The following is a 12,607-nucleotide window of genomic DNA, read 5'->3' on the forward strand; positions in this document are numbered from 1 at the left end:
CCTCGCAGCGGTGCCTGGCGCACGGGACACGCTTCCAGCAGGGGTCTCAGGCGCAGACCACCACCGGGATCTCACGGTCGGTCCAGGACTGGTAGGTGTCGAAGTCCGGGTACAGCGCGGTCAGGCGGGGCCACAGCACCGCGCGCTCGCCCGGATCCGCCACCCGCGCGCGCAGCCGTCGCACTGTCCGTCCTATTCGGATCTCGACCTCGGCGTGCGCGAGAATGTTGTGGTACCAGGCGGGATGGCTCGCCATCCCGCCCTGGGAGGCCACGAGCACCACCCGCTCTTCGTCGAGCAGGTACAGCAGCGGTGCCGTCCGTGGCTGCCCGCTCCTGCGTCCCCGCGTGGTGACCAGGCAGATCGGCACCCCGCGGGGGAACGCGCTGCCGATGCGCCAGCGGCTGCCGAGCAGTCCGCCGGTGACCCGGTACAACCGGGTGTGCGCCCGGGATATCGCCTTGATCAGTGTGCGGGTGAGCGGCGAGTTCAGCTTGGCCGGTGCGCTCATCGCCGCGGCCCGGTGTGCAGGCGGACGGGCATCTCCTTGATGCCGTTGATGAAGTTCGACCGCAGCCGCCGCACGGGGCCGGCGAGTTCGATGTCGGCCAGGCGGTCCAGCAGCGTTTCGAAGATGACGCTCAGCTGGAGTTTCGCCAGATGGGCGCCGAGGCAGTAGTGCGGCCCGCCACCACCGAAGGACAGGTGCGGATTGGGGTCGCGGCCGATGTCGAACCGTTGCGGGTCCTCGAAAACGGCCTCGTCGCGGTTCGCCGACGGGTAGAACAGGATGATCTTGTCGCCTTCCTTGACCTCCTGGTCGCCGATGCGCGTGTCCCGCATCGCGGTGCGGCGGAACTCCAGCACGGGTGTGACCCAGCGCAGCACCTCGTCCACGGCCGTGGGCAGCAGGCTGCGGTCCGCGCGCAGCCGCTCCCACTGGTCCGGATGTTCGAGAAACGCCAGCATGCCGCCGGAGGTGGCGTTGCGGGTGGTCTCGTTGCCCGCGACGGCCAGCAGCACGAAGAACATGTCGAACTCCAGTTCTTCGAGCACATCGCCGTTTTCGTCCTGCTGGACGAGTTTCGTGACGATGTCGTCGCGCGGTTCGGCTCGGCGCCGCGCGCCGAGCTCGTTGGCGTAGGCGAAGATCTCCATCGCGGCCAGCTCGCCGTCCGAGCCTTCCTGCTGCAGCTCCGGATCGTCGAAGCCGATCATCCGGTTGGACCAGTCGTAGATCTTCTCCCGGTCCTCCCGCGGCGCGCCGAGCAGCTCCGCAATGACCGCGAGCGGCAGCTGTGCGGCCACGTCGTGCACGAAGTCGGCCTTCTCGCGGGACGCGAGCCCGTCGATGAGTTCGGTGCACACGCCGCGCACGTAGTCCTCCAGCTTCGCGACCATGCGTGGCGTGAAGCCGCGGTTGACCAGCCGCCGCTGCCGGGTGTGCCGCGGCGGGTCGAGGTTGACCAGCATGTTCTGCTGCTTGTGCACGACATCGTCCGGCATGTCGGCCAGCAGCGTGGTGCCCGCGAAGGACGAGAACGTCTCGACGTCACGGGACACCGCGACCACGTCGTCGTACCGCGTCACCGCCCAGAAGCCGCGGCCGGGTGCCTTCTCGGGTTGCCAGTACACCGGCGACTCACGGCGCAGGTGGGAGAAGAACTCGTGCGGCACGCCCTGCTCGTACACGCCGGGATCGGACAGGTCCACGCTGAGCGAGGTCATCGGCTCCCCTTCCGCTACCAGATCTCGACCGGTGCTTCGCCGCGCCGGTAGTGCCCCGGCTGCTTGCGCGCGGCGCGTTCCATGCGTTCCTTCATGCCGTCCGACAGCACGTCGGCGGAGATCATCTCCATGAAAAGCGCGGCCGCGTTGCCCATGTCGAAGAAGTCACGCTGCCACGACCACTGCCAGTCGCCGCCGTAGCGGAACCAGCTGCCGCCGATCCCGGAGACCTCGTACGGCGAGCCATCGGGCCTGCGCGCGTCGGCGATCTGCTTCCAGAACCCGATCACCTCGCCCTCGCGGTCGTCGACGATCACCTTCTGGTACGGATAGGTCCAGCCGTCCAGCCCGAACATCTCCTGCCCGAGCGCGAGATCGCGGATCTCGTCCCGGCCGACGGCCATGAAGTCCTCTTCGGGCCCGTTGCTCCAGCCGTAGGTGGCGTCCACTGTGTACATCCCGGCCAGCGGCTTCCAGTCGCCGATCTTCTCGCAGCGCTCGTTGGCCCCGAGCCAGCGCCGCACCATCTCGTCCAGTTCGTCTCGGGGAAAGGCGGGCATGCTCTACTCCTCGGTGTCCACAATGGCCAGTGCCTGGGTCGGGCAGTTGCGTACCGCGCTGTCCACCTCGGCGCGCCGTGCGGCGGGCGGATGCTCGTCGAGCACGATGACCTTGCCGCGCTTGGGAACGTCGAACACGTCCGGCGCCTCCAGCCGGCACATGGCGTGCCCCTGGCATAGGTCCAGATCGACCTCGATCCTCATGACTGGCTCCGGCGGCGGTAGCGCACCCGGCACGGCTGCGCGAGCTGCACGACCATCTTCGAGTGGTCGTTGCGGTAGGTCTCGGACGGCTGGGCCAGCTCGAACGTGAAGTCGCGCAACAGCACCGAAAAGATCGCCTTGAGCTGCATCATCGCGAACGCCGCGCCGACGCAGCGGTGCCGTCCCGCGCCGAAGGGGATCCATGTCCAGCGGTTGACCAGGTCCTCCTGCCGCGGCTCGGCATAGCGTTGCGGCGCGAAGGCGTCGGGATCCGGGAAGTCCTCGGGCAGCCGGTTGGAGATCGCGGGAGTCGCGCCCACGTAGTCGCCACACGCGATCGCATGCCCGGCGACCTCGAAGTCGTCCTTGGCCACACGCAGCAACAGGATCAGTGGCGGATGCAGGCGCAGCGCCTCCTTGATCGCCGACTCCAGCCGCGGAATCGCCCGCAGCGCCTGGAAACTGACCTCGGACCCGTCCGCGTACAGCGTGACCAGTTCGTCCACGACCCCCGTCAGCACGTCCGGGTGGCGCAGCAGTTCGATGAGCGTCCAGGCCGCCGTGCCGGAACTGGTGTGATGCCCGGCGAACATCATCGAGATGAACATGCCGGTGATCTCGTCGGCGGAAAAGCGCAGCGCGCCCTCTTCGTCCTTGACCGACATCAGGATGTCGAGCATGTCGCGGTCCTCGCGGGCGGGCGGCGGCCCCGCGGCGCGGCCGTTCATGATGCCCTGCACCAGGTCCACGAGCCCCGCGCGGGCCTTGTCGCGGCGCTGGAAACTCTCGATCGGCGCGTACGGATCCACGAACGCGAGCGCGTCGGTGCCGCGTTCGAGCTCGTGGTAGAGCTGCGCGAACCGGCTGTCGAGCTGCTCGCGGAACTTCGGGCCGATCAGGCAGGCCGAGGACGTGTAGATGGTCAGCTCGGCGAAGAAGTCCAGCAGATCGATCTCCCCGGACTCGCCCCAGCCGGCGACCATGCCGTCGATCTCCCGGGAGATCGTCTGGGCGTGCCCGCGCATGTGCTCGCCGCGCAGCGCCTGGTTGTGCAGCATCTCCTTGCGCCGTTCGGGGGATGCGTCGAACACCACGCCCTCGCCGAAGATCGGCTTCATGAACGGGTACGCCTCGCCCTGGTCGAGGTCTTCGTCGCTGGAGCGGAAGAAGAACTCGTTGGCCTCGGCGCCGGAGAGCAGCACCACGCGGCGTCCCGCGAGATCGAACGCGCCGACGTCGCCGCATTCGGACCGCACGCGGCGCATCAGGCCGATCGGGTCGGCACGCAGCTCCTCGAGGTGCCCGTGGCGGGCCTCGCCCCCGGAAACCTGACGTGGCTGGAGCAGGGTCATGCTTCGTCCTCCCGTAGCGGGGCCTCGGGTTCGACTTCGACGAGCGTGTAGTGCACGCCGCGGGGCGCGGAGACGACGCTCGCGACGGCGGCGGCGATATCGGAGGCACGCAGGAAATAGGGGTGGCGCGCCAGCCCCCAGCGCATCCAGTCCTTGAGCACCGCGGCCGTGGTCTGCTCGTCCCAGTTCATGCCCATGCTGGTCGAGGTGGGGCCGGGGCGGACCACGGAGGCACGCACGCCGGTGCCCTCGAGTTCCATGCGCATGGTCTGCGCCATGGCCTCCAGCCCGGCCTTGGCGGGCACGTAGGCACCCATCCGCGGACGCGGCATCGGCACCACGTCCGAGCCGATGAACACGATGTCCCCGCGCCGGCGGCCGACCATCTCCGGCACGACGGCGGAGACCAGCCGGTGCGCGCCGACGAGGTGCACACCCACCTGCGCGGCGAACGCGTCGCTGTCCATCTCGTGGATCTGGCCGGCGGCCAGGTCACCGGCGCCGGACACGACGATCTCGATCGGCCCGAGCGCCTCGGTGGCCGCGGCGACGAACTTGCGCACCGACCCGTCGTCGGTGACGTCGAGCGGCAGCGCGACGGCCTCCCCGCCCGCGGCGCGGATCCGCTCGGCGACCTCTTCGCACTTCTCGGCGCGCCGGGCGCCGAGCGCGACCGGATGTCCCGCGGCGGCGAGCGTGGTGGCGGTGGCGGCCCCGATACCGGCCGAAGCACCGGCGACGATCGTGGCCCGTTTCTCCGGATGCGGAGCGAATCGTGGCATGCGTCAATGCCCTCCCGTGCTGCCGGCCACTGTGCCAGACATGTGTCCAGACAGTAATACGGTCCCGCGTGCATGACAAGGCCTCGCAGCCGTTGCCCCTGACGAGAACTTGTTCTACTTTGACGGAGAGGTTCCGTCTCGATCCCGTCCACTATGGACCCAAAGGGGGTTCGGCGATGGCGAGCAGATATCACACTCTCCGGCGCGGGGAACTCGCCGCGCTCCTGCCCGAGCTTCTGCTCGCGGGCCAGCTCATCGACCGCTCCGCGATGGCGTGGTGCATCGGTGCGTTCGGCCGCGACGAGATGGCGCGGATCGCGATCGAGGAGTGGATGGCGGCCAGCCCCATCTACACCCGCCGCATGCAGCGCGCACTGCGTTACGAGGGCACCGACGTCGTCACCATCTTCAAGGGTCTGCAGCTCGACATCGGGGCACCACCGCAGTTCATGGACTTCCGCTACACGGTGCACGATCCCTGGCACGGTGAGTTCCACCTCGACCACTGCGGCGCGCTGATGGACGTCGAGCCCCTGGGCGAGGACTACGTCACCGCGATGTGCCACGACATCGAGGACCCGACCTTCGACGCGACCGCCGTCGCCACGAATCCGCGCGCGCAGGTGCGGCCCGTACACCGCCCGCCTCGGCGGCCGGCGGACCGGCATCCGCACTGCGCCTGGACCGTCACGATCGACGACGCGCATCCCGAGGTCGCCGAATCGGCCGGCTGCACAAGGCTTCGCAGGTCCCGCGCGGCCGCGCTCGAACTCGACCCGATCGACCCCGACGACGACGGGCTGGCCGACTATGCCGGCCCGCTGCGCTCCGACATCGACTTCGGCGACTTCTCGAAGTCGGCGCTGGTGCGGATGGCCGACGAGGTGTGCCTGCAGATGCACCTGCTCAACCTCGGTTTCGTGCACGCGATCCGGCGGCGCGCCGAACCGGAGCAGGCCCGCGAGATGTGCGTCAAGCAGCTCACCGGAATCGCCGGTATCGCCGCGGAAAGACTGCATCGCGCTCTCGATCTTCCCGGTGGTCCCGAAGGAGCGCTGCGCGTGCTGGAACTGCACCCGCTGCTCAACCCGGCGCACTACGTCCACGCGGCGGTCTTCGACGTTCTGGAGGTGAACCCGTCGCCCGCGCACGAGGACGGCGCCTGGATTTCTTTGTGCGGACCGGACGAACGGCGGCCCCTGCAGGCGATCGTGCGCGCCGTCGATCCGCATCTGGACGTCGAACTGGACGGTGGTCCGCAGCGCTGGACGGCCACCGTCGTGCGACGCGACCAACCGGCCAAGGAAGCCGGTGAAGTCGCGGTGACCAGGGTGAGCACCGGTTCGGGATTCACCTTCCAACCGCGCAGGTCGATCCCGATCACGCCCGTCCGCCGGGGAGGCACGTCATGACCCGCTTCAACCTGTCCACCGTGTTCGACACCGTCGCGCGGGCGGTGCCCGAGCAGGAAGTGATGGTCTGGCGCGACCGCAGGCTCACCTACCGTGCCATGAACACCCGAATCGAGGGCGTGGCGCGCTATCTCGCCGGCTGCGGGCTGGGCTGTCACCGGCCGCGTGCACAGCTGTCCGGGCACGAGTCCGGCCAGGACCACGTGGGCCTGTATCTGCGCAACGGCAACGAATATCTCGAAGCGATGGTGGCCGCGTACCGGGCGCGGGTCGCGCCGTTCAACGTCAACTACCGGTACGTGGACGAGGAACTGCGCTACCTGCTCGCCGACGCGGGCGCGCGCGGCTTGGTGTATCACGCGGAGTTCGCGCCGGTGGTCGCCGCCGTTCGCGATCGCCTGCCCGGACTGGAGGTGCTGATCCAGGTCGCCGACGACAGCGGGAACCCGCTGCTGCCGGGCGCGGTGGACTACGAGTCGATCGTGCGCACGCCGCCGCGGCCGATGCCCGAGCCGGACGGCGACGACGTGTACCTCATCTACACCGGCGGCACCACCGGGATGCCGAAGGGCGTGCTGTGGCGCCAGCACGACGTGTTCGTCGCGGCGATGGGCGGCACGCCGTTCGGCACGAACCAGCCGTACACGAGCTACGAGGAGATCGCGGCGGCCGCGAAAGCCGCGAACGGCGGTGTCACGCTGCTCATGCCCGCCCCTTTCATGCACGGGGCGGCGCAGTGGTCGACGTTTCACATCATCAACAGCGGCGGCAAGATCGTGCTGCCGGACGAGGTGCGCCGGCTGGACTGGGCCGGCGCGCTGCGCACGGTGGAACGCGAACGCGTTGTGAGCGTGCCCGTCGTGGGCGACGCGATGGCGCGGCCGATGCTCGAAGCGCTGGAGAGCGGCGAGTACGACCTGTCCGGGCTGCTGGCCGTCAGCAGCGGCGGCGCGCCGCTCACGCCGTCCGTCCGCGCCCGTCTGCTCGCCGCGTTGCCGCAGGTCGTGCTGCTGGACGCGGTCGGATCGTCGGAGACCGGAATCCAGATGAACCACGTGTCCACCGCGGGCGCCGAGGCCGACACCGCGGTGTTCACCCCGGACGAGAACACGACGGTCGTCGACGATCTTCGCCGGCGCGAACTGGATCCCGGCGAGGAGCAGGGCTGGCTGGCCAGCCGTGGCCGCGTGCCGCTCGGCTATCTCGGCGACGAAACCAAGACCGCGCAAGCGTTTCCGGTGATCGGCGGCCGCCGCTACAGCGTGCCCGGCGACCGCGCGGTGCGGCTCGGCGACGGGCGGATCCGGCTGCTGGGCCGCGCCGGGATCACCGTCAACTCCGGCGGCGAGAAGATCTTCGTCGAGGAGGTCGAGCGGGCGCTGGCCGCGCATCCGGACGTGCGCGACGTGGTGGTGGCGGGGCGGCCGTCGGCGCGGTGGGGCAGCGAGGTCGTCGCGATCGTGCGGCTCGCGGACGGCAGCACCGCCTCCGACGCCGACCTGCTCGCCGAATGCGCCCGGCACGTCGCGCGGTACAAGCTGCCCAAGGCGATCCTGCGGCGCGCGGAGATCGTGCGGTCACCGAGCGGGAAGGCCGACTACCGCTGGGCCAGGAAGGTGGCCGCCGAATCGGTCCCGCCGTCGACCGGTACCTGCGCACGCTCGATCCGTGGGTGAGCCTCACCGCCGCCGCCACGGTGACCAGCCGCATCCGGCTCGCCACCGCGGTCGCGCTGCCCGACGGGCCGGGAAACTGGGTGTTTCGGCATAGCATGGGCGCGTGACGACGTGGGGCGACGTGGAAAAGGCCGAGCCGGAGTTCGCGCGGCGAGTTCGGGCGTTGTTCGACGCGCACCGGCACAAGACGATCGCCACCCTGCGTGCCGACGGGTCGCCACGGATTTCCGGGATCGAGACCGTTTTCGAGGACGGCGAACTGGTCTTCGGCTCGATGCCGAACGCGCGCAAGGGCGCGGACCTGCGCCGTGATCCGCGCTTCGCCCTGCACAGCGCGACGGTCGATCCGATCGAGGGCGAAGAGGCGAGGTGGCCGGGCGAGGCGAAGATCTCCGGCCGGGTGCTCGTCGCGGAACCGAGCGACGCGTTCCCCGTCAGCGACCGCTTCCGCGCCGACATCGCCGAGGTCGTGCACACCCACCTCAACGACGAGGCCACGCTGCTCGTCGTCGAGTGGTGGACGCCCGGACACGGGCTGCGCCGCGTCGAGCGCGAGTGACCAGGCCGCGCGATCGGCGAATGGCCGTCCAGGTCTATCCGGATGGAACTACACCTAGGCCACCGGGGCGCCCGGTTCCCCGGCCGTGCGGCGCAGCACGCGCAGCGAACCGGTGACCGACAGCTGCTCGAACTGGCCACCGGCGAGTGCGCGGCGGAAGACGTGGAACGGCGGGCGCCCACCGTCGCGCGGGTCGGGGAACACGTCGTGAATCGCCAGCACACCACCGGTTTCGACCCACGGAGCCCAGCCCTCGTAGTCGGCCTGCGCCGCCTCTTCGGTGTGCCCGCCGTCGATGAACAGGAAGCGGATCGGGTGGCGCCACAGCGTGGCCACCGTCGCGGACTTCCCGACCATCGCGACGACGTGATCCTCCAGCCCGGCGTCGGCGATGGTGTGGCGGAACGCGCGCAGCGTGTCGAGCCGTCCGGTGTGCGGGTCGACCAGCTCCGGCTGGTGGTACTCCCAGCCCGGCTGATGTTCCTCGGAACCGTGGTGGTGATCGACCGTCACGACGCGGCCGCCGGTCTGCCGCGCGGCGGCACCGAGGTACACAGTGGACTTTCCGCAGTAGCTGCCGATCTCGACGGCCACCGCGTCGCCGAGGTGCTCGCGCGCCGCCCGGTACAGCGCGTCGCCCTCCTCGGGCGGCATGAAGCCTGGTGCGCTTCCGGCGACTTCGGCGAGGTCGCCGGTGAGCCCGTCCAGAGTGTCCATTGTGGTCCCATCAGGTGTAGGTGGTCCGGACCCGGCCGCCCGCGCGAAAGCGGAACCGCCTAGCTGCCGCGGCGCCGCAGCAACAACGACGTCACCTTGGTGAGTCGCTGGGGCAGTTCCTCGAACGGCAGGTACCCGGTGCCGGCCAGTACCATCGCGCCGACGAAGGACATGGTGAACGCCTCGCCCGCGGTGCCGGTCAGCGGGCCGGTCGCGTTCCCGAGCCGCCGCAGCAGGGCCTCGCCGATCTGGTCCCGCAGGCGCTGCACCTCCGGATCGTCGGCGAGCAGTGCCGTCGTGCACGCGCGGCTGAGCTCGGGCTCCGAAGTGAACATCTGCGTGATCGTCTGCACGGCCTCCGTCAGCGCCGACTGCGACCGGCGCGGATTGGCCGGCGGCGGGGGCAGTTCCTGCACCTTCGACCACAGGATCGCGCAGATCAGGTGTTCCTTCGAGGAGAAGTACGTGTAGGCCGTCGCGGGGGAGACGTCGGCGCGCTTGGCGACCGAGCGCACGGTGAGGTCGCTGTACCGGACGGCGCGGACCTCCTCGATCGCGGCGGTGAGCAGGCGCTGCACGGTGTCGGCCCGGCGCCCGTCGACGATGCGGCGTACCGGCTCCATTACGCCGTCACACCGCGACGGAACTGCGGAAACCCTGGTGCGCATGTGCTGCGTTCGGCCATGCGACCCATCGTAGCCGCCGGTCTCGCGCCCCGCGGCGAGGTCAGGAGCCCGTGTCCGGCACCCCGAGCCCGGCCGCGAGACGGCTCGCCGCGAGCCGCGCGAGCGGGGTGTCCACGCCGAGTTCGTCGGCGAGCGCGATCGCGAGCGAAAGATCCTTCGCACCGAGGTCGCGCACGTGCGACAAGATCGGATACCAGCCGTCGCCGGGCTGGACGGGCGCGGTCGTGGCGCGGTGCATGATCGCGCCCGGCCCTCCGGTCACGGAATCCGAATGCCGCACGACCTTGCCGAGTTCCACGAGATCGAGGCCGGCGGCCTCGGCCAGTCGCTGCGCCTCGGCCGCGGCGGCGAAGGACACGAAATGCAGCAGGTTCCGCGCGAGTTTCGCGCGCGTACCGGCTCCCGGCGGACCGGCGTGCATCGTGTGCTTCGCCCAGTGCGCGAACACCTCCTGACACTGCCGGAAAGCCCTGTCGCTGGCGCCGACCATGACCGCCAGCGTGCCCCCAGCGGCGCCCATCGCACCGCCACTGACCGGGGCATCGACGATCTCGACCTGCGGGTGCTCGGCCGTGAGCCGCATCGCCGTCGAACTCGCGATGGTGGAGTGGATCGCGATCACGGTGCCCGGTGCGGCGGTCTCCAGCAGCCCGCCCTGCCCGCGCAGCACGTCTTCGACCTGGGCGTCGTCGCGGACCATCACCGAGATCACGCCCGCCGAGGCCGCCACGTCGCGCGGAGCGTCCGCCGCGCGCGCCCCGGCTTCCACGAAGGGCGTGAGCGCGTCGGCCCGGTTGTCGTGCACCACCAGGCCGCCCGGCCATTCCAGCAGGCGACGGGCCATCGGTGCGCCCATCTGTCCCAGTCCGACGAATCCCACCGGCTTCATCGCGTGACCTCCCCGCTCGCGCGGAAAATCCGTCCCTGGCAACGACCCTCACTGTTGGACATCTGTCTGGACTTTAGTTCGGGAACGAGTCCGCGTCCAGTATCGTCGGCGGTAACATGTTCTACTTTTCGCGCCGAGGAGAACGATGACCACCGAAGTGCCAGGAAAGTTGTCGCCGGGGCGGACGACGCTCGCGGCCCGGGTGCGGGACCTGATCGAGGCGGTCGTGCTGGCCGAGGACGATCCGCCGGGCCTGCTCGACGCGGCCGCGCGGATCGAGGAGGTCACCGAATCGCTGCGCGCACGACGGCGGGAGTCGCCGCGGCTGCTGGTCCAGGCGGACACGGTCGGCAGGCTGAGTGCCAACAATCCCGTCGAGGGGCCGGGAAACCCGCTCGCCCCACCGTTGTCCCGGATCCGGGTCGATGTGGACGGGATGCGGGCCGAGGTCACCTTCACCGCCGTGCACGAGGGCCCGCCGGAGCGGGTGCACGGCGGCTGGGTCGCCGCGGTGCTCGATCATGCCGTCGGCAGGGCGGTCGCGGCCGCCGGTCATCCCGCGATGACGGCCTCGCTGACGGTCGACTATCACGAAGGCACGCCCTATGGCGTGCCGCTGGAGGTCGAAGCGAGGTTCGCTCGCCGAGACGGCCGCAAGGTCTACGCGATCGCGAACATCTCCTCGGGCGGCACGATCACCGCCACGGCGAGCGCGATTCTCGTGTTGTTCACCGGCCCGGTGCCCGGCTGAGCGGTCTTGTCGCGAACCAAGAGCAAGAGTACTGTCTGGACAGCTGTCTAGTTCGGAAGGTGGCAGATGACCGAGGTCGCGTCCGTGTCCTTCAACCCGTACGACTACGGGTTCCACGAGGACCCGTATCCCACCTACGCGCGGCTGCGCGCCGAGGCTCCGCTCTACCACAGCGAGGAGCTGGATTTCTGGGCGCTGTCCCGGTATGCCGACGTCACCGCGGGTTTCCGCGATCCCGCGCGGCTTTCCAGCGCCAACGGGGTGTCGCTGGATCCGGCCGCGTACGGACCGCACGCCCATCGCACGATGTCGTTTCTCGCCATGGACGATCCGCGCCACGTGCGCATGCGTTCCCTTGTCTCGCGCGGATTCACGCCACGCCGCGTGCGCGATCTGGAAGGCCGGATCGGGGAACTGACGCGCCTGCATCTCGACGCCGCGCTGGGGGACGACGAGTTCGACTTCATCGGCGCGTTCGCGGGCAAGCTGCCGATGGACGTGATCTCCGAGCTGCTCGGCGTGCCCGCCGCCGACCGGGACCGGCTGCGCGGGCTCGCCGACGCCGTCATGCACCGCGAGGCGGGCGTGCTGGACGTGCCGCCCGCGGCGATCGAGGCCTCGCTCGAACTCGTGCAGTACTACTCGGACATGCTCGCCGAACGTCGCAAGCAGCGGACCGAGGACCTCGCCTCCGCCCTGCTCGACGCCGAGATCGACGGCGACCGGCTCACCGACGAGGAGATCATCGGCTTCCTCTTCCTGATGGTCGTCGCGGGCAACGAGACCACCACCAAGCTGCTCGGCAACGCGCTGTACTGGGGCTGGCGCAATCCGGACGAGGTGGCCAAGGTGCTCGCCGATCCGGCGCTCGTGCCGGACTGGATCGAGGAAACCCTGCGCTACGACACCTCCAGTCAGATCATCGCCCGCACGGCCACCACCGAGCTGGAGTACTACGGGCGGACGGTGCCGGGCGGGGCGCGCGTGCTGCTGCTCATCGGCTCGGCGAACCGGGACGAGGACGTCTTCCCCGGCGCGGGGACCTACCGGATCGGACGTGCGCCCGCCCAGCAGATCGCCAGTTTCGGCGGCGGCGTGCACTTCTGCCTCGGCGCGCATCTCGCCCGCCTCGAAGCACGGATCGCGCTCACCGAGATCGTCCGCCGGATCTCCGGCTACGAGATCGACGAGGCCGGTGCCGAACGTGTGCACTCGACCAACGTGCGTGGTTTCGCCGCGCTGCCGGTGCGTGTTACAGCGCGCTGATCTTTGTCAGAATCGAGAACACGTT

14 protein-coding genes and 1 pseudogene are annotated in these 12,607 nt (G+C 70.0%); 6 read left to right on the plus strand and 9 right to left on the minus strand.

The window, feature by feature from the left end; genetic code table 11:
• Nucleotides 1–46: 46 nt before the first annotated feature.
• Genes HFP15_RS25315 through HFP15_RS25340 form a run of 6 tightly spaced genes read right to left on the minus strand, consistent with a single transcriptional unit; the run spans nucleotide 47 to nucleotide 4,626 of the window.
• Nucleotides 47–511: a nitroreductase family deazaflavin-dependent oxidoreductase gene (locus tag HFP15_RS25315; RefSeq protein WP_168519247.1), complete on the minus strand. Its 465-nt coding sequence runs from the start codon at nucleotides 509–511 to the stop codon at nucleotides 47–49.
• Nucleotides 508–1,728: a cytochrome P450 gene (locus HFP15_RS25320; RefSeq protein ID WP_168519248.1), complete on the minus strand. Its 1,221-nt coding sequence runs from the start codon at nucleotides 1,726–1,728 to the stop codon at nucleotides 508–510. Before HFP15_RS25320 ends, HFP15_RS25315 begins: the two co-directional genes overlap by 4 nt.
• A gap of 14 nt (nucleotides 1,729–1,742) precedes the next feature.
• Nucleotides 1,743–2,288, minus strand: a complete 546-nt coding sequence (locus HFP15_RS25325) for a nuclear transport factor 2 family protein (RefSeq protein WP_168519249.1) — start codon at nucleotides 2,286–2,288, stop codon at nucleotides 1,743–1,745.
• Between the two features lie 3 nt (nucleotides 2,289–2,291).
• Nucleotides 2,292–2,492 carry a ferredoxin gene (locus tag HFP15_RS25330; protein WP_168519250.1) on the minus strand — a complete coding sequence of 67 codons (201 nt, stop codon included), beginning with the start codon at nucleotides 2,490–2,492 and terminating at the stop codon, nucleotides 2,292–2,294.
• A complete protein-coding gene (cyp51, locus tag HFP15_RS25335) occupies nucleotides 2,489–3,844 on the minus strand; it encodes a lanosterol 14-alpha demethylase (protein ID WP_168519251.1) in 1,356 nt (451 codons plus the stop codon). Before cyp51 ends, HFP15_RS25330 begins: the two co-directional genes overlap by 4 nt.
• Nucleotides 3,841–4,626, minus strand: a complete 786-nt coding sequence (locus HFP15_RS25340) for an SDR family oxidoreductase (protein ID WP_168519252.1) — start codon at nucleotides 4,624–4,626, stop codon at nucleotides 3,841–3,843. Before HFP15_RS25340 ends, cyp51 begins: the two co-directional genes overlap by 4 nt.
• Nucleotides 4,627–4,802: 176 nt before the next feature.
• Here HFP15_RS25340 and HFP15_RS25345 point away from each other — a divergent pair, with 176 nt between their 5' ends.
• From HFP15_RS25345 to HFP15_RS25355, 4 genes and pseudogenes are all read left to right on the plus strand, one after another.
• Nucleotides 4,803–6,038 carry a hypothetical protein gene (locus tag HFP15_RS25345; RefSeq protein WP_168519253.1) on the plus strand — a complete coding sequence of 412 codons (1,236 nt, stop codon included), beginning with the start codon at nucleotides 4,803–4,805 and terminating at the stop codon, nucleotides 6,036–6,038.
• Nucleotides 6,035–7,714 (plus strand): acyl-CoA synthetase, encoded by a 1,680-nt coding sequence (locus HFP15_RS25350; RefSeq protein WP_168519254.1) that lies wholly within the window; start codon nucleotides 6,035–6,037, stop codon nucleotides 7,712–7,714. The genes HFP15_RS25345 and HFP15_RS25350 overlap by 4 nt, the downstream gene beginning before the upstream one ends.
• Nucleotides 7,681–7,776: pseudogene (locus HFP15_RS42240) on the plus strand (LLM class F420-dependent oxidoreductase); the annotation flags it as partial. The gene HFP15_RS25350 and the pseudogene HFP15_RS42240, both read left to right, overlap by 34 nt.
• Nucleotides 7,777–7,817: 41 nt before the next feature.
• A complete protein-coding gene (locus HFP15_RS25355; RefSeq protein ID WP_168519255.1) occupies nucleotides 7,818–8,273 on the plus strand; it encodes a pyridoxamine 5'-phosphate oxidase family protein in 456 nt (151 codons plus the stop codon).
• 54 nt (nucleotides 8,274–8,327) lie between these two features.
• Here the strand turns inward: HFP15_RS25355 and HFP15_RS25360 are convergent, their stop codons facing one another.
• The 3 genes from HFP15_RS25360 to HFP15_RS25370 form a co-directional block, all read right to left on the minus strand.
• The gene (locus tag HFP15_RS25360; protein ID WP_168519256.1) at nucleotides 8,328–8,990 is read right to left on the minus strand and encodes a class I SAM-dependent methyltransferase; all 663 of its coding nucleotides are present in this window, start codon (nucleotides 8,988–8,990) and stop codon (nucleotides 8,328–8,330) included.
• A 59-nt stretch (nucleotides 8,991–9,049) separates the two neighbouring features.
• Complete coding sequence (locus HFP15_RS25365) at nucleotides 9,050–9,613, minus strand: TetR/AcrR family transcriptional regulator (protein ID WP_168519257.1); 564 nt, start codon at nucleotides 9,611–9,613, stop codon at nucleotides 9,050–9,052.
• 103 nt (nucleotides 9,614–9,716) lie between these two features.
• Nucleotides 9,717–10,565: an NAD(P)-dependent oxidoreductase gene (locus HFP15_RS25370; protein ID WP_168519258.1), complete on the minus strand. Its 849-nt coding sequence runs from the start codon at nucleotides 10,563–10,565 to the stop codon at nucleotides 9,717–9,719.
• Between the two features lie 145 nt (nucleotides 10,566–10,710).
• Here HFP15_RS25370 and HFP15_RS25375 point away from each other — a divergent pair, with 145 nt between their 5' ends.
• Entirely contained in the window at nucleotides 10,711–11,316 is a 606-nt protein-coding gene (locus HFP15_RS25375) for a PaaI family thioesterase (RefSeq protein ID WP_168519259.1), read from the plus strand.
• 66 nt (nucleotides 11,317–11,382) lie between these two features.
• Complete coding sequence (locus HFP15_RS25380) at nucleotides 11,383–12,582, plus strand: cytochrome P450 (protein WP_168519260.1); 1,200 nt, start codon at nucleotides 11,383–11,385, stop codon at nucleotides 12,580–12,582.
• Nucleotides 12,583–12,607: the final 25 nt, after the last annotated feature.

The organism is Amycolatopsis acididurans, from assembly GCF_012328925.1.
Lineage (GTDB): Bacteria > Actinomycetota > Actinomycetes > Mycobacteriales > Pseudonocardiaceae > Amycolatopsis_E > Amycolatopsis_E acididurans.